This window comes from Flammeovirga sp. SJP92 (genome assembly GCF_001583495.1).
In the GTDB taxonomy this organism is placed as follows: Bacteria; Bacteroidota; Bacteroidia; order Cytophagales; family Flammeovirgaceae; genus Flammeovirga.
Window position 1 is genome coordinate 101,373 of the sequence record NZ_LQAQ01000019.1, and the last position, 17,755, is coordinate 119,127.

A 17,755-nucleotide genomic window follows, 5' to 3' on the forward strand; every position below is an offset into this window, starting at 1 on the left:
AAAGCATTATGGTGAAATAAAAAAATAAACTAACTTAGAGTTGTCAATCAGCTAATTGACAACTTTTTCTGACTTAACTTTTTACTAAACTAATTATGCAAACTAAAAATCAACAGTTTCCTTTTACTATATCATTACTAATAATGATGCTAATCTGTAATCTCAACTTTGCTAATAATAAAGATACACTACAAAATGAGAATACAACGAGTCACCCCTTAATGAGAAACGATTCAATGAATAGTACATTGAATTACACATTAATCTTCAACAATTCAACAAAAGACACATCGAAAGAAACATCAACAATCGATAATTCAACGAAAGATACAATTAATAATTTATCAGTTTGTTCTTTTGTCATCCTACTAATTCTGTTTGTCACCCTACTAATTCTAGCCAAAAGAATATGGAAATTTAATGATCAAAATTACCTCTACTTTAACTTATTATATTTCTTGACTACAATTTTCACATCAATTATTGCATTATCTATTCATTTTATATGGATAATAGATTATGATGTTACAAAGGTAGACTATAAAGTTATTTTAGGAATATTCACTTTCTCTTTAGTCTTTTACAAATTTATTGCAGAGCCTAAGTTAAAAGAACAAAGGGAAAAAAAAGAAAAAGAGAAAAATGAAGGAGAAACAAAAAAAAGAATAATTGAAAGTTTAAAGGATGGAAGAAGGCATTCGATAGTAGGTATTGAAACGTTATTTACTATTTATGATGATTTTTTGATAAGGAAAAAACTTCCACAAAGTATATATTTCCAAAAACTAGAAATACCTAAAGATTCCTTCTTTTTCAATGAGGATAATTACAAATCAATCAACTCAGATTATTTAAAGTTATTGCATGATATGAGAGCTAAAATTAGGAATGCAAACTTAGAATTCGAGGACTTTGTCAAACTTTATGATACAAATCAATTAGATGATTACTCAATAAAACGTAATATTGAAAATCTTATCAGGAAAACTGTATATGCTGGAAATGTTTTTAATGATGTTATCGAGAAATTGAGTGATAAAAAGGAAGAGTTTATAATAGATTACAAATTAAACACAAAAAATTCACCGCTAAATAAATTATATAGTCTAGGAAAATTAAAGGCTTCAATAACAAAGAAACCTCTCACTTCTTATAAATATGAAGATCTTAATAAATTTATTGTTTCGTCAAAAAATTTAGAAGAAATACTAAAAAAATTAATATTACATATAAATTATTTTTACTTACTAGAGCAAAAAGAAAAACTCACACATAGCTATAAACTATTTAAAAAATTAAAAGTAGTAAAAGACACAAAAGAACTTAAAGAAATACTAATAAAGATAAAAACAGATAATTGCAAGAATAAAATTATTAATAAATCTGATAAAAGTATTAATATATTGTTATTAATTATAAATGACTATAAAAGTGAAAAAAAAATTAATCCTAAGGTTAATGTACAGGATATTGTAATAGAACTATATACAAAATTATATCAATTTTTAATTCATTTAAAAGAATTAAACGATCAAGAAGACAACAATGATCAAGTAATCAACAACAATGATCAAGTAATCAACAATGATCAAGTAATCAACAACAATCAAGTAATCAACAACAATGATCAAGTAATCAACAACAATGATCAAGTAATCAACAACAATCAAGAAATATACAACAATAACATAAAAATATTAACAGAATCTTTAGAGGATTTTAAAAAGAAAAAAACACTTCATCAGGTAATGGATTATTTAATTTATATAATTAAATTAAAGACAGTATTAATAAAAATAAAATGTTCTAATTTAAAATATTCATATTTTTTTTTAATTAAATATCCTTATAAGAATATAAAGTATAAATGCGTAAAAAAAATTGATAATTTAAAATCAAAAGGTATCAATGAAATAAAAGATGAAAAAAATAAATATCTCGAAAATTTTGAGAAAAAACCAAACTCTTTAGAAGAGTACAATATATTTAATGATTTAATCAAAAAGATTAAAATAGAAATTAAATTTGAAAAGGATAATGTATTTAATGATTTAATCAAAAAAATTAAATCAAAAAAGAATAATATGACTGATTTAATTGAACTAAATAATTCAATAGAAATATCATTATCAACAATAAATGATTTGTATAAAGATAAAGTATGTAAATATATAGAATACAAGTACAAGGAAAAGGAAAAAGAAAAGGAAAAAGAAAAGGAAAAAGAAAAAGAAAAGGAAAAAGAAAAGGAAAAAGAAAAGGAAAAAGAAAAGGAAAAAGAAAAAGAAAAGGAAAAAGAAAAGGAAAAAGAAAAAGAAAAGGAAAAAGAAAAGGAAAAGGAAAAGGATCTATATAATTTAATTGATTTAATTGAGATAAAAGAAGTTATACTAAATAACAAAACAGTTTTTGAAAAAGAACCACCTAAAAACGATGATTGTTTCATTCATTTTTCTGACACAAACTATGATAAAGAACACCCATTATATTATCAACTCTTAGAGTTATCAGAAAAAATAAAGACTCTTCTACAAGAAGATAATAAACCTTATTATAAAGAAGGTGGATTTTATAACGAAATAGAATCTAAAGAAGGTGATGATGAATATTTACAAGACGGAATTAGAATAATAAAACTTAAAGATGAAGATGTAATCAAGGACTATTTTTATAATGGTAGAGAAATAATTAAAATTGATCCAGAAAGAAGGTGGATAACCACCAATGAAAAAGTTAATTTTGACACGAAAGTCAATGCCCGTTATGAGAAATCCTTAAGTTTTATCAAGTCAAAATACGGCTATAAACATAGAGATGGTATAATATATAAAAACAATGATGAATCAAATTAATAGCATAGTATCAAAGTTTTCTGATATTAGTTATCAAGAAATCCAAAAATCACTTCCTAAAGATTTCAATGAAATTGACAATGTTTTGGTTGAACTTGAAGAGATCAAAAAATCTTTTCTTGATAATATTGCTATACGTGATAAAAAAATCTTCATACATATGGCGGGGTTACCTGGAAGTGGTAAAACAACCTATTGTAAAGAAAATATCTTAAAAGAATATGACACTGAAGAAATTGTCTACTTAGGATTTGATGATGTAATGGAGAAAATATCTTACTATCAAATTGATAAAGAAATAAATACTACAATAGCTTTTTCAAATTGGGAAATTCCTGCCAGAATCTTAGGATATGAAATTTTAGCAGAAGCTTATGAAAAAGGTTTATCCGTTATTCTTGATAATGGTGGTGCTAATCCAAAACATGTTGAGATCATCAATGCTTTCAAAGAAAGTGGCTATACAACTAAAATGTTTTACCTCAATGGTAAACCTGAAGAGTTGATTGACAGAATAAAAGAAAGAGAAAAAGTAACAAAAAGAGCCTTCCCTATTGAAAGACTTGGTCCTAGATATGAAAGTTTACTTGAAAATATCAATATTTATAAAAATACAGTAGATGAATTTGTTGAAGTTTCCAATACATAAAATACTTGAATAAATAATCGAAAGACACCTTGACTTATGCTATCAACATTAAGTCAAGGTGTTTTTTTGCTCAAAAAATGCAAAAAATCATAAAAGAACGATGTACACAATTCTTTTCCTTAACTAATATTAATCACTATTGAATACTAGGAAATAATTGCTGAAATTAGCTATTCAACGATCAAACTCGCAACTTATTAACTAGCATGACAACTAAATTCAGAAACCTGATTTTATCCTTATTATTTGTAATAACTCTACCAATTCAGCAATTAAACGCACAGCACATTAGTAGAAAAAATTTACATGCTTGGCCCGCCAGTTCACCACCAAAAATCGATGGAGTGCTGGATGATCAACTATGGAAAGATCCTTTACAAATCAATAAGCTGACGGCCAGTACCAGAAATGTCATTTACTTTGAGGACACACCAAGTAAATACGTTTCAGAAGGTTACTTTATCCAAAATTCACCGAATAACCTTCAAAAGTCATCTCAAAAAACCAAAGTGCAGGTGGCTTATGATAATTATGCCATTTATATCAGTGCTCAACTGTATGATACTGCCCCCGATTCTATCCGAACCAATATGGGAGAAAGAGATTCTGGCGGTAATGGTGGCGACTTCTTTATCGTTTCTTTTGATACCTACAACACACAACAAGATACGTATGAATTTGTGGTCAGTGCATCAGGTGTGCAGAGTGATCGTATACAAGGTACTTCTGGATGGGATGGCAACTGGAATGAGATATGGAACAGTGCTGTGAAGGTCAATGAAGAAGGTTGGGCTGTGGAAATGGAAATTCCTTACAGGGCTTTGAGAATGCCGAATGGAAAGGAGCAGATCTGGGGTTTGAACTTTGGTCGTGTGATTGCCCGTTCGGGTGAGACTTCTTACTGGAATGCGATTGATGCGAATAAACAAGGATATGTGAATCAATTTGGTACCTTGAGAGGTATTTATGATGTAAACCCTCCACTTCGACTTTCGTTGACACCTTATATTAGTAATGTCTCCGCTGGTCAACAAGGCGGTCCTTATGCTCATACTTTTTCAGGTGGAGCTGATATTAAGGTCGGTTTGGGACAGAGTTTTACTTTGGATGTGAGTTTAATTCCTGACTTTTCACAAGTACAGGCCGATAATCAGGTACTCAACCTTTCTGCTTATGAAGTGCAATTTGGAGAATTCAGAGATTTCTTCACCCAAGGCACGACAATCTTCAACCGATGGGATCAGTTTTATTCGAGAAGGATCGGGCAGAACCATAACAACCCAAGTGATAATATATTGAGAGAGCACGAAGCTTTTATTTATAAACCTACTGATGCTCCTATTCTAAATAACACAAAACTTACCGGTATTACTGAAAAAGGTCTTGGTGTGGGTATTCTGAATTCCATCACTAATGAAACGTATGCTATTATAGAAGATAGCACTACGGGTGAAAGAAGAGAAGAATTAGCAGATCCTGTGACCAATTTTAATATTATCGCCCTTGAGCAGGCTCTACCCAACAACTCTAAAATTGGGTTTATGAATTCGAATGTCTATCGAGGCGAAGGATTCAAATCTTCCAATGTCACTTCAACCGATTTCAATTTCTTTGACCGCTCCAATACTTATCAAGTGAGAGGTTTTGGAGCATTGAGTCAGGAGTTTTTTCCTTCCGAAGAAACTGAATCTGCACAAAAAGCCGGCTATACACAACTTGGCCATAGGATTGATATAGGTGGTGGTAAAGTGAGTGGTAAATGGCGTTATTGGGCTTCTTCCAACATTGAATCAGATACGTATAACCCGAATGATATGGGCTATAATAGTGCGGTCAATAAGATTGGGTTTTATACTAATGCCTCTTACAATCAATTTGAAGCAGGCCCGTTATTTCAGCGTTATTGGCTGAGAGCAGGTTATGATGAAAATTGGTTGTATAACCCTCGAACTTTTACGAGTAGAAAGGTATGGGCAGACAGTTATTTTCAATTCAATAACTTCTGGAGTATGAATTTAGATAGTTATATCCATCCAGGTATTTCCTATGATTACTTTGGGCCAAGGGAACAAGGTTATTATTTTAAAGAATATATGTCGCATGGAGGTGGCTTTACTTTGAATTCTGATAGTAGAAGTCTTTACACTGGTAGCTTAAGAGTCTCTTATTGGGCAAGACCTGAATTCTCTCAGCTGGATAATTTTATTTCTTATAATCAAACCTATCGTGCTACAGACCGCTTTGACTTGACACATTCCATTTCTTGGAATAATCAAAGAGATGAAAAAGGATATGTAACCACACTTCATGATGAAGACGGAGAGGTCGAAAGTGTTATTTATGGCAATAGAGATGTGAAAACGCTAGAAAACAACTTCACTTCCAAGTATTATTTCAATCCTAAAATGTCAATGAAACTTCGTTTAAGACATTATTGGAGAAGAGTAGATTATGATGAGTTTTTCGATTTATCTTCTACGGGTGACTTGCTCACAACAGATTACACTGACCTGAATGAAAAAGGTGAACATACTCAAAATACCAATTACAATACTTTTGATATGGAGCTTTCTTACAGTTGGGAATTTCTCCCAGGAAGCTTCTTAACAGCAATGTGGAGAAATGAATTAGCGTCATCTAATCATAATTCAGACATCAATTTTTCTAATAATATGAAGGAACTGTGGGAAGAACCTCAAATGAATACTGTTTCCATCCGATTAAGTTATTTCTTGGATTATGGGCAGGTAAAGAGAATGTTTTAAACACAATAAGCCACTTCACTTGTAGTAAGCGAAGTGGCTTATTCATGAAAAGAACAGTCAAAAAGTCCTAAGACTCTACTGTCATATTGATAGCCTCAACCTTTGTAACTTCAGGCACTGCATTAATTATAGCTTGTTCAATCCCTGCCTTCAATGTCATTGCAGACATAGGGCAATCACCACAAGCACCCAACAACTCCACTTTAGCTATACCATCCTCAGTAACTTCCACTACTTTGGCATTTCCACCATCCGCTTCCAAATAAGGACGGATTGTTTCTAAGGCTTTTTCTACTTCATTAATTAATGTTTCACTCATATATGTAATCCAATTAAGGCGTTTATATCAAATTATTCCCAAGTCTTGATTTCAACTCGGTCTGTTTCAGGTAAATCTGCATTTCTGATGGCTACACTCCTTGCCAATGACTCTGCGATACTTACAAAAGCATCACCGGCAGGATTTCCTTCTTCCATCACTACTGGCACTCCGTCATCACCACCTTCTCTTACGCTCTGTACCAATGGCACCTCACCTAAGAATGGTAACTCATATCTTCTAGCAAATGTTTTAGCTCCATCTTGCCCAAACAGATAATACTTATTCTCAGGCAATTCTGCAGGAGTAAAGTAAGCCATATTCTCAACTACTCCAAGGATTGGAACATTCACATCTTTAGAAGCAAACATTTTATATCCTCTCACAGCATCTGCTAAAGCTACTTTTTGTGGTGTTGATACAATCACCGCACCCGTTACTTTTGCAGTTTGTACTAATGATAAATGAATATCACCTGTACCTGGAGGTAAGTCTATCAATAAGTAGTCCAATTCGCCCCAATCTGTATCCATAAAGAACTGACGAATAGCAGAACTTGCCATTGGTCCTCTCCAAACTACAGCGTTATCTGAAGGAGTTAAGAACCCGATCGATAATAACTTTACTCCGTATTTTTCGATAGGAATAATGACGTTTTTCTCTCCTCTCTGTACAACCCCCGGCTGTGCATTTTCACAGTTGAACATTGTTGGGATTGAAGGTCCATAAACATCAGCATCCATCACACCTACTTTTGCACCAGACTCAGCAAGTGCTAAAGCAAGGTTTGCAGTCACTGTAGATTTACCTACACCACCCTTACCAGATGAAACTGCAATCACGTTTTTTACGCCCGGCAATACCGGTCCACGTTGTTGAAGAGAAGTCACTTCGGCCGTCATATTAACCGTAATTTCCAAATCTTCAGCAACATCTCTATGTATAGCGTCTTCACAACGCTGTCTTATTAACTCTTTCAATGGACATGCTGGAGTAGTCAATACTACCGTAAAAGATACTTTATTACCTTCTACTTCCACATCCTTAATCATATTTAAAGAAACTAAATCCTTCTTTAAATCTGGCTCTTCTACAGTTGATAAAGCCTTTATAATATCATCTTGCGTATATGCCATACTTGTCTTTTCCTCGATTTGGATATTTGTTGGCACAAAAATAATACAAAAGATGTTGTAAACCTTATTCTTATTTAGATTAATTATAAATATAATAGAATAAACATTGGGAACTAAATTTTTCAAGATTAATATTCCTCAATAAATCATTTAATTATAAAAAATTAACTTATTTCAAGGCTATACTAAACTCTTTGAAGCTGAAAAATATTGTGTTGGAGTTTTTAGTTTTTCTTTCTTAAATGCCCTGTTAAAGGCTGTTTTTGAGTTAAATCCAACATTATAGGCATGTCCTAAGTAAGTTAACTCTTGTTGCTTATCATTATTAACTTCTTCTATAAATGCGTTAATTCTATACCCATTGATAAAATCATAAAAATTCTTTTGATAGCCATCATTTATCACCTTCGAGATGTCATGCGTACTGGTTTTGAGATGATGAGCAAGTTCCGGTAAAGTCAGTCTTGAATTGGTATATAATTTATGCTCATTCATTTCCTGAGCTAGTTTTTCTTTCAATTGAAGTTGCTCATCTGTAAGGCCTTGCTGTGCTTTTTCTTCCACCTCTACCTCTACAGTTGCTTCCACTATTTTTTTCAATTCCTCTTCCTCTGCCACTCTTAATATCTCTGGCTGATTCATTGCATAGTAACCCATAATGAATGAAATACATGCAATAATTAACCATAACGTATCCGTCAGCATGTTAATGATATCTTGAGGATCATAGTTGAAAATCATAGCGCCGGCTCCCACTATATACATCAAAAACCAAATGATCAGGCACGTGGCATAGACCAACATTACACCATTGAGGTAATTAATATTACGTTCCTCTGAAAGGATATTCATGCTATGCTGATGTTGATAATTTAAGAACAACTTACATTTCCACCAATAATAGGCACTGAAAGCCAATCCTACTCCACCAACTATGTTGAAAAATAAGCTGTAATGCAGGTTTAAAACCCCATGTTCAAACTCATCATTAGACAGGGCAAACATTGGCAAGTAACACAACACTTGAATGCCAAATGGAATCAATCGAAAAAATATTTCTTTTGATTTTGATTCAGACTCTGTGAGTTGCTTAATGTAAATAAAAAACAAAGGTCCATAAATCAATAATATCATCTCTGGAATGAGATAGATCTTTGGAAAGAGCTGAAAAATATCTCTGTAGTACATTGCCACTCTTGACATTAGAGCAATGGATGTAAATAAAATCAATACCGCTAAAACCACATTGGCTCTTCTATTATTTTCTTGAATACCAAAAATAGAGAAAATCAGAAGTAACCCCTGAAAGGCTCCTAACAGTAATAAAAACATATACGGAGTAGTGGTGCTCCCAGACAAATCTTCCCAAGAACTTATTTTTATTGTTTTCTTCCAACCGTCTTTTTCTACATCATATACACGGTTAGGAATTGCTCTACCGTTATCTCTTCCCTCTACTGATCCCCATGAACCTCTGGTTATTTTATATTCAAACTTTTTCAAGTCTTTCGGCAAAGTCAAATAATAAAATCCATCCGCATGTTTGACCATTTTACTTTCCAAATCCAACGGTTTCCAATTATTAAAATCGCCCACCACAAAGAGACTCGCATCATAAGGTGTTTCTTTTGGCAACTCTGTGACGATCAACTGAATTCTCTGATCCATTTCATCTGCTAAATCTTGCCAAGAGTAGATTTGAACTTCTATCAATGAAGGACTTTCGGGATCATAATAACGATTTCCTTTGAGGTTACCATTTTCGTTGGCTTCCACAGTGGCCCAAGACCCTCTTGTAAATTTATACTGAAAAGGCTCCTTAATTTTTGGAATTTTGAGGTAATAATACCCGTCATGACTTCTTTTTAACCGAAACCGCTCGTCATTGGGTGACCATTCATTCAATGATGATGCTAAATAAATTTCAGAGGAGTCAGGTGTGAACTCAGGAAGGTAAATGACTTTAAAAACCATTTCTCCATTTTCCGAATTGGAGTATCCTGAAAAATTCAAAAAAGTCAGAAAAAAGTAAAATAGTAGTAGTGTTTTGTAATTCATCCTATTTCATGCTAGTCGATGGTATTGAAAACTTATTTAAGTCTAATCAATTAACGCGGTTAGATAATTATTGAGTGGTTTTAAAATACTCTCATTTTTAAAACAACTTGAAATTAAAAATAACCCATGAAAGATTACATTTTTTCTTCAATTAATTTCAACATTACATGACTTTCTATTCAGAATTGTAGATTATCCCCTATCAAAACTAAATTTCTTACCTCCTACCATTATTTATTGTTGGATATCTCTAAAGTCATTAATGGCTTGTGCTGTCTAAGTTTTTATTTCATTATAATCGATATTGTTTCTATCATCTTTTACCATCAAATTGGAACTAATTCCTACGAAATATACTCCTGCATTGAATCATGAAGCAAGATTTCCCTTCTCTATCTCTTCCCTTCCTGGTGACATAATACTCGATCACAGACATGGTTTACCAAACCTGATTCTCTAACTTGTGCTACAGGAAATACTTTGACTAATTCCACTTTCAACTCTTCAGCTTGTCCTATTTCTGAGACTGGATCACACCCCAGACTTACAGCTACTTTTCTTCCATTACAAATCTTTATTAGCTCCTCATGTACTAGTACTAAGCTCTAAATCAGAGAATGCATATTCTTTGATATTGTTATAGCAAATATCTTGTACTAATCCACCTACCCATTTCATATCATTTGGAATCAGTCCTTTTTCAATATCATTTCCTAATAAGTTACACAGTGTTCTTCTGAAATATTCGTGTCTTGGAAAAGATAAAAAGCTTCTGGAATCGGTGAGCATCCCCACAAATCGGCTTAATAGACCAATATTGGACAGGGTGTTGATTTGCCATTCCATGGCTTCTTTTTGATCTAAGAACCACCAACCTGAACCCAATTGAATTTTACCTGGAGTGATGCCGTCCTGGAAGTTTCCAACCAACGTACCCATGGGATAATTATCCGCGGGATTGAGATTGTAAATGATAGTTTTAGGCAATTGACCTTTCAAGTCCATATCACTTAAAATCTTTGAAAGTGGAATAACATGGTTGACATCTGAAATAGAATCAAAACCGGTGTCTGGACCTAAGTTTTTAAACTGTCTTTCAGAATTATTTCTTAAAGCACCAACGTGTAACTGCATCGCCCAACCTAAATGGTGGTACTCTTTCCCCATCTCAATCAAAAGGTGCTTCTTATAAGCATTTTGTTCTGCTTTAGTCAATATTTCACCTTTTAACGCTCTTTTAAAAATACCTTCTACTTCTTCAATTTCAGCATCTCCTACAGGTACTTCTGATAGACTATGATCTGACATTTTACATCCCACAGTATCGAAATAAGCCATTCTTTCTTTCAGCACTTCCAATAAAATCTCATAGGAAGTAATTTCTTTATTGGCCACTTCTGCCAGGAGACTTACATAGTTTAAAAAATCTTGTCCTTTGTCGATCCCCAATATATTATCAGGTCTCCAAGTCGGGCAAACCATCGTTGCCTTATTCTCTCTATTATTTTTTTGATGATCTTCTAATGTGTCTGTTGGATCATCTGTAGTCCCTACTAGCTTTACATTTTTTTGAGCTAACAAATTTCTACAACTGTTTTCTTCAAGCTGTAATAGTTGTGATGTTTGCTCATAAATCTCTTCTGCTGAAGAAGGAGATAATAAAGTATTGATATTGAAATAAGTCGATAACTCTAAATGTGTCCAGTGAAATAATGGATTTCTTAAAGTATGAGGGACCGTCGCCGCCCATTTCAAAAACTTTTCTTTTTCTGACTTATTTCCTGTAATGTAATCTTCGCTGACACCATTCGCCCTCATCGCTCTCCACTTGTAGTGATCTCCTTCCAGCCATGCTTGCGTGATATTCTGATATTGTCTATCATCCGCAATATCTTTTGTAGAGAGATGATTATGGTAGTCTATGATAGGCATATCCTTCGCATAATCGTGGAAAAGTTGTTTAGCGTATTGATTATCGAGAATAAAATCCTCGTGTATAAATGGTTTCATGTTAGTATTTTATAATACGACACGAACATTTTTTTGAGTGAAGAATTAAGAATGAAGAAAGTGGATCGTGTTGTGGTTCGGAAGTTGTATTGCCAAGTCTGTACGAACCACCTTAACTCTTAACTCAAAAAAAGATCAGTATCTGAAAATAGAATACACCGCACAACACCATTGTGTAAGTACGCTCTTTGCTTCATCACCAGCCCACGACTTAAGTCGTGGGCTGATGATGAAGATTTAGCTATTCTCCTTTGTCACTAATGATGGAGGCAATAGTGTTTCTATTTTCTTATGTTGTTTACTTTTTAATATTTTGTAGAGATTTTCCAGTACTTCTCTTCCCTGCCTTACAGAGTCTTGAGTGATTAGAAAATCGATTTTCTCTGATTTCAAAAGTGCTTTATTTTCTTCCAATAAATCATGACCTATAAAAACAGTGTCTTGATCATCAAAATGCTGTACTTCTTTGATCAGAGCATAGGATTCCGCTACTCTGGAATTTGTAACATAGATTGCCTTTGGTTTTGCCTTACCTTCAAAAATAGAAGATGCCTTTTCGTCTTTTAGTGGAAGGTCAATAATCACAATATTGGATCTATCCTGTCCTCTTTTTGTAAGGAAGTTCACCACTGCTCTTTCTCTTTGGAAAGAGATCGGCAAACGTTCATCATGGTAAGGGTTCACCACCCAAATATCCTCTTTTTCTCTGGTAGAAATCTCAATTAATCTTCCTACCAATGCACCACATGCTTCGATGTTCTGACCAATAAAATAATCAGGCGCAATCTCCGTAATATTTGAATTGATAAAAGCCAGTTTCATTTCTTCCTGCTCCGCTTTTCGAATCAACTCAAAAGTGGCCTCTTTATATTTGGGGTGGACAATCATCCCCTCCAGCTTCTCATTCAATAGCAGATGACCCTTTTCTAAATAGTCTGTTTCACTGTTGTAATCAAAAAGTTGAAGGTGGATGGATAAGCCTGTATCGTTCAAAAGATCAGCAGCTTGTACTATACCTTCCAATGGTTTTTCCCAGTACGAATTGGTTTTCGGATCAGGGAGTAAAACACCAATGGCCATTTTCCTATCAAGGGTTTTAGGAACGGCGTAGCCTAACTCGGCGGCGATTTTCATAATAACGTCCTTTGTTTTCTGTGCCACTCTTCCTCTGTCATGAAGCGCACGGTCCACGGTACCTACTGAAACACCTGCCTTTTCTGCGATCTCTTGAATTCTTATAGACTTTCTTCTATGCACAATACTTCTTTTTGTTCAGATAAAATTATTCCATGCATCAGTCCTCTCAACTCCGCCAATCCTCTCAGTCTACCAATACCAGAATAACCTGGATTTGTCTTTTTCACCAAATCATCCAACATTTTATGTCCATGATCAGGGCGCATTGGCATTCTCACTTCTCCTTTCCCTTCGTTTATTCTTCTGGATTGTTCTTCTAAAAGTGCTTTCATCACACCAAACATATCCACATCTCCTTCTAAGTGATTGGCTTCGTAGAAGTTACCGATATCATCTCTTTTTGTGCTTCTAAGATGGATAAAATTGATTCTATCAGCAAATTGTTTCACCATTTCCACCAAATCATTATCTGATCTCACACCAAAAGAACCTGTACAGAAAGTCAAGCCATTATGTAATGATGGCACTTGCTCAAACAACCAAGCCACATCCTCCGCTATACTGACCACTCTTGGCAATCCCAAAATTTGATAAGGAGGGTCGTCAGGGTGAATGGTTAAGTACACGCCTTGCTCTTCGGCTACTGGAACAATTTCAGCCAAGAAATCCCTTAAATTCTCTCTTAATTTCTGAGCATCAATGCCGTTATAACTGTCCAATACAGATTGGAATTGTTCTAAAGTATATCCTTCTTCTGCACCTGGAAGACCTGCAATGATGTTTTTCACCAACTCTGCTTTTTTACCTTCTGACATCTGATCAAAAACAGCTTTTGCTTTCTCTTGATCTTCTGCTGAATACACTTCCTCTGCTCCTGCTCTTTTTAATAAGAATAACTCAAAAGCGGCAAATTCATACACATCAAAACGCAATGCTTCCGAACCATCTTCTACTTTATAAGACAAATCTGTTCTTGTCCAGTCTAAAACCGGCATAAAGTTGTAGCAAACCGTATCGATACCACAAGCCGATAAGTTCTTGATCGACTGTTTATAGTTTTCGATATACAATTTGTAATCTCCCGTCTGCTTCTTAATGTCTTCATGAACAGGTACACTTTCTACCACTGACCAAGTCAACCCCACTGCCTCAATCACTTCCTTTCTCTTTATGATTTCCTCTACTGTCCAAACCTCTCCATTAGGGATATGATGCAATGCAGAAACAATACCCGTGGCACCTACCTGCTTAATGTCCAATAACGATACAGGATCATTTGGCCCGTACCATCTCCATGTTTGTTCTAATCCTAAATTTTTCATTATACTCCACTATATGCGTTATAACCACCATCAATTGGAATGCATATTCCGGTCACGAAAGAAGAAATATCAGAGCATAAATAAAGGACTGCTCCTTGAACATCTTCTGGTTCCCCAAACTTTGCCATTGGTGTTCCATTTACAATTTTCTGACCTCTTTCGGTATAAGAACCGTCCTCATTGGTCACTAAAAATCTATTCTGATCCGTGATAAAGAAACCCGGTGCTATGGCATTGACTCTGATTTCCTGTGGCGCCAAGTGCATCGCCAACCATTCTGTGAAATTGTTGATCGACGATTTTGCTGCCGAGTAAGCTGGAATTTTTGTCAAAGGCTTATAAGCGTTCATCGAAGAAATATTCAATACCACACCTTTGTTTCCTTTCCCAATCATATCTTTAGTAAAGACCATAGAAGGAAGCAACGTACCTTTGAAGTTCAGGTCAAATACAAAATCAAAGCCTTCTAAATCTAGATCGTAGAATGTTCCCTCTTCATTATCTTCCACCATCTGCTCTACTTGTGTAGTTGCTTTAGGGTGATTTCCTCCAGCACCATTGACTAAAATATCAATACTTCCCAATTCATTATTAATAATATCTTTTGCGTCCAACAGCGATTGCTTATTCAATACATTGGCCGTCAAACCAATATTAACGTTCCCAAATTCCTCTCTAATCTCCGCCGCCATTTTCTCAGCCTTCTCCTGATTAAGATCCACAATTGCCAATTTAGCTCCATGTGTTGCAAATGCTTTACAAATGCTTAATCCTAATACACCTGCCCCTCCAGTCACAACCACAACTTTATCTTTTAAGTCAGTAAATGCTAGTTTTGCCATTTTATGTGTTTTTAATTATACACAAATGATGTATTACATCATAAATATACAGAGCATTTTTATATTTAATCAAAATTTTAAATATTTTTCAAAGACAATTAGACAAAAAAGATGAATTACACGCTAAAATGAAGTAGTTTAATATATATAACAAAAAAGCCTCTAACCCTTTTTCAATTTGACTTGAAATACGATTAGAGGCTCATAAAACCCAGGGAAAGAACCTTAATTACATACAAACATTATAATAAAAACATAAATCGTGTTTTTTGACTTGATACATTTGAGCATCAATTTACCTTGACACCAATCCTGCGTCTTTACCTCCCATTATACCTTCCACCTCACTTACTTTTGTCAAACTTGCATCACCATGAATTGTGTGCTTCAAACAAGACGCGGCGGCAGCAAAATCTATTATTTTCTGTGGATCATCAGTATAATTTATAAAGCCATAAATCAACCCTGCCATATACGCGTCTCCACCTCCCACTCTATCGATCATAAAAGGCATATCATATGCAGTGGAACGGAATTCTTCAATGCCATCGAATAAAACACCAGAAATATTGTTATGAGAGGCCGAATAAGACTTTCTCAAACTTGTAGCAACCATTTTCAAGTGAGGAAAATGTTCTTTGATTCTTCTCGGCGCACTATCGTATCCATCATTCTCCTCAAATTCAACACCCAGCATGATTCTCGCATCTTCTTTCCCTCCTAATACGATATCTGTCAGTTCAATCAATTGAGGCATAATTTCTTTTGGACCTTTGCCATACTTCCAAAGCTTACTTCTGTAATTCAAATCACATGAGACTGTAAGTCCTTTTTTCTTTGCTGCTGAAAGTGCCTCAAAACATACTTTTGCAGCCGTTGCTGATACGGCAGGAGAAATACCTGACCAGTGAAGCCACTCTGCTCCTTCAAATACTTTAATCCAATCGATTGTATTTTCTTTTAAAGTAGCAAATCCAGAGTATGCCCTATCATATACCACCTGAGAAGTACGATGCATTACACCTATTTCAAGAAAGTAACTCCCTAGTCTTTCACCGCCTCTCACAATATTTTTTGTATCTACTCCATGTTTTCTCAATTGAGCAATAGCAGTATCACCCAATTGATTTTCGGGAATTCTACTTACAAAAGAGACTGACTGATCAAAATGTGCTAATGATACAGCTACATTAGCCTCTGCACCACCATAAGTGGCATTGAAAGTATCAGCTTGTTCAATTTTTTGATGATTTGGAGGGGATAACCTCAGCATTATTTCCCCAAAGCATATGATTTTGTTTTTCATTATTAAAAAAATTAGTGTTGTTTATTTTTGAAAGGAGCCTTGCCGTAAATCTGTCTATCCTTATTTTTTTCTTAAGGTAGACTCCCTGATAATCAATTCACTATCCAAAACAGCAGTTTCAGACGCCAATATACTTTTATCGCTTTCTTGAATATGATTGATGATTTTCTTAGCGGCCAATTTTCCAATTTCAGCCGCAGGTTGATGCACTGTCGTAATTGGAGGGCTCACCAACTTGGCAATAGGTTCATTACTAAATCCAGCGACTAAAACATCCTCTGGGATTTTGAATCCTTTTTCCTGCAATGCTTTTTGTGCTCCAATTGCCGCCATATCATTCATGGCAAATACAGCATCAAAATCTACTTTCTTTTCAACCCATTTATTGATGGCCTCATGTGCTTCATCAATGTCAAGTTTGATCTGCTGCATAATCAACTTGCTCTCTGTATTTAAACCAGATTCTTTGAAAGCATCATAAATACCTTTTACTCTATTATCATAAATACTCACCTTTGTATCACCTGTGAGCACCGCCAATTTTCTAATTCCCTGAGACAACAAGTGTAACGCCAACTCTTTAGAAGTGATACGGTCATCAGTAATGACCTTTGTGGTAGACACTTCTTTGATGTATCGATCAAAAAAGAAAATCGGAATGTTACTTTCCATTGCTTTCTGTATATGATCAATAGTGGAGGTTTTGATCGCAGGCGACAACAAAATCCCGTCTACTCTACTGGAAAGTAATGTATTAATATTTTTCGCTTCCAAATCTTCAGAGTCTTTTGACTGACAGATAATAACATTATAACCCGCTTTGTGAGCCTCCTCTTCTATACCGCTGATTGCAGTTGAGAAAAAGTATTTCGTAATATGAGGGACAATAATTCCAATCGTATTAGACTTCTGAGTTCTAAGATTTGAGGCCAAAGTATTCGGTCTATAGTGCATTTCCTTTGCTTTATCCTGCACAATCTTTTTTGTTTTTGCAGATACTCTAGGATTGTTATTCAATGCTCTTGATACTGTAGAACTATCTATTTGCAATACTCTTGCGATGTCATGTATAGTGACCGATTTCTTATTCTCCATAATTACTTGCTCTGTCCTTTTTGATGAAGTGTAAGTACACAAAAAGTCTAGCTGTTTGACTTAATCTATTGACTAATGGTGATTTGTCAATCATTGACTTAAACTCCTCACAAAAATACTAATTAATAGAGTTTACATAAGGTTTAAGAACAATAAATAACTTCAACAAAGATGAAATTAAATTCCGAAAAATACAATCGATTGTATTTTTATTGCCAAAAATTTGGAATTGTAAAACAATCATTTGTAATATTACATCATCAA

At 34.3% G+C, this 17,755-nt stretch carries 12 protein-coding genes; 3 read left to right on the forward strand and 9 right to left on the reverse strand.

Annotated features, from left to right (window positions below; all coding sequences use genetic code 11):
- Positions 1-221: 221 nt before the first annotated feature.
- From AVL50_RS05645 to AVL50_RS05655, 3 genes are all read left to right on the forward strand, one after another.
- Entirely contained in the window at positions 222-2,852 is a 2,631-nt protein-coding gene (locus AVL50_RS05645) for a hypothetical protein (protein ID WP_157491159.1), read from the forward strand.
- Complete coding sequence (locus AVL50_RS05650) at positions 2,836-3,501, forward strand: zeta toxin family protein (RefSeq protein WP_062615514.1); 666 nt, start codon at positions 2,836-2,838, stop codon at positions 3,499-3,501. The genes AVL50_RS05645 and AVL50_RS05650 overlap by 17 nt, the downstream gene beginning before the upstream one ends.
- Positions 3,502-3,707: 206 nt before the next feature.
- Positions 3,708-6,266 (forward strand): DUF5916 domain-containing protein, encoded by a 2,559-nt coding sequence (locus tag AVL50_RS05655; protein WP_062615515.1) that lies wholly within the window; start codon positions 3,708-3,710, stop codon positions 6,264-6,266.
- Positions 6,267-6,333: 67 nt separating this feature from the next.
- On the opposite strand, the gene AVL50_RS05660 is transcribed toward AVL50_RS05655, so the two are convergent.
- From AVL50_RS05660 to AVL50_RS05700, 9 genes are all read right to left on the reverse strand, one after another.
- The gene (locus AVL50_RS05660; protein WP_062615516.1) at positions 6,334-6,585 is read right to left on the reverse strand and encodes a NifU family protein; all 252 of its coding nucleotides are present in this window, start codon (positions 6,583-6,585) and stop codon (positions 6,334-6,336) included.
- A 32-nt stretch (positions 6,586-6,617) separates the two neighbouring features.
- The gene (locus AVL50_RS05665; protein WP_062615664.1) at positions 6,618-7,721 is read right to left on the reverse strand and encodes an Mrp/NBP35 family ATP-binding protein; all 1,104 of its coding nucleotides are present in this window, start codon (positions 7,719-7,721) and stop codon (positions 6,618-6,620) included.
- Positions 7,722-7,901: 180 nt separating this feature from the next.
- Entirely contained in the window at positions 7,902-9,779 is a 1,878-nt protein-coding gene (locus AVL50_RS05670; RefSeq protein ID WP_157491160.1) for a helix-turn-helix domain-containing protein, read from the reverse strand.
- Between the two features lie 585 nt (positions 9,780-10,364).
- Entirely contained in the window at positions 10,365-11,789 is a 1,425-nt protein-coding gene (gene uxaC, locus AVL50_RS05675; protein WP_062615518.1) for a glucuronate isomerase, read from the reverse strand.
- 237 nt (positions 11,790-12,026) lie between these two features.
- Complete coding sequence (locus AVL50_RS05680) at positions 12,027-13,046, reverse strand: LacI family DNA-binding transcriptional regulator (protein WP_062615519.1); 1,020 nt, start codon at positions 13,044-13,046, stop codon at positions 12,027-12,029.
- Positions 13,025-14,248 (reverse strand): mannonate dehydratase, encoded by a 1,224-nt coding sequence (gene uxuA, locus AVL50_RS05685; RefSeq protein ID WP_062615520.1) that lies wholly within the window; start codon positions 14,246-14,248, stop codon positions 13,025-13,027. Before uxuA ends, AVL50_RS05680 begins: the two co-directional genes overlap by 22 nt.
- The gene (locus AVL50_RS05690) at positions 14,248-15,090 is read right to left on the reverse strand and encodes an SDR family oxidoreductase (RefSeq protein ID WP_062615521.1); all 843 of its coding nucleotides are present in this window, start codon (positions 15,088-15,090) and stop codon (positions 14,248-14,250) included. Before AVL50_RS05690 ends, uxuA begins: the two co-directional genes overlap by 1 nt.
- A 295-nt stretch (positions 15,091-15,385) precedes the next feature.
- The gene (locus tag AVL50_RS05695) at positions 15,386-16,396 is read right to left on the reverse strand and encodes a sugar kinase (protein WP_063850561.1); all 1,011 of its coding nucleotides are present in this window, start codon (positions 16,394-16,396) and stop codon (positions 15,386-15,388) included.
- A 60-nt stretch (positions 16,397-16,456) separates the two neighbouring features.
- Complete coding sequence (locus AVL50_RS05700; RefSeq protein WP_062615523.1) at positions 16,457-17,491, reverse strand: LacI family DNA-binding transcriptional regulator; 1,035 nt, start codon at positions 17,489-17,491, stop codon at positions 16,457-16,459.
- Positions 17,492-17,755 lie beyond the last annotated feature (264 nt).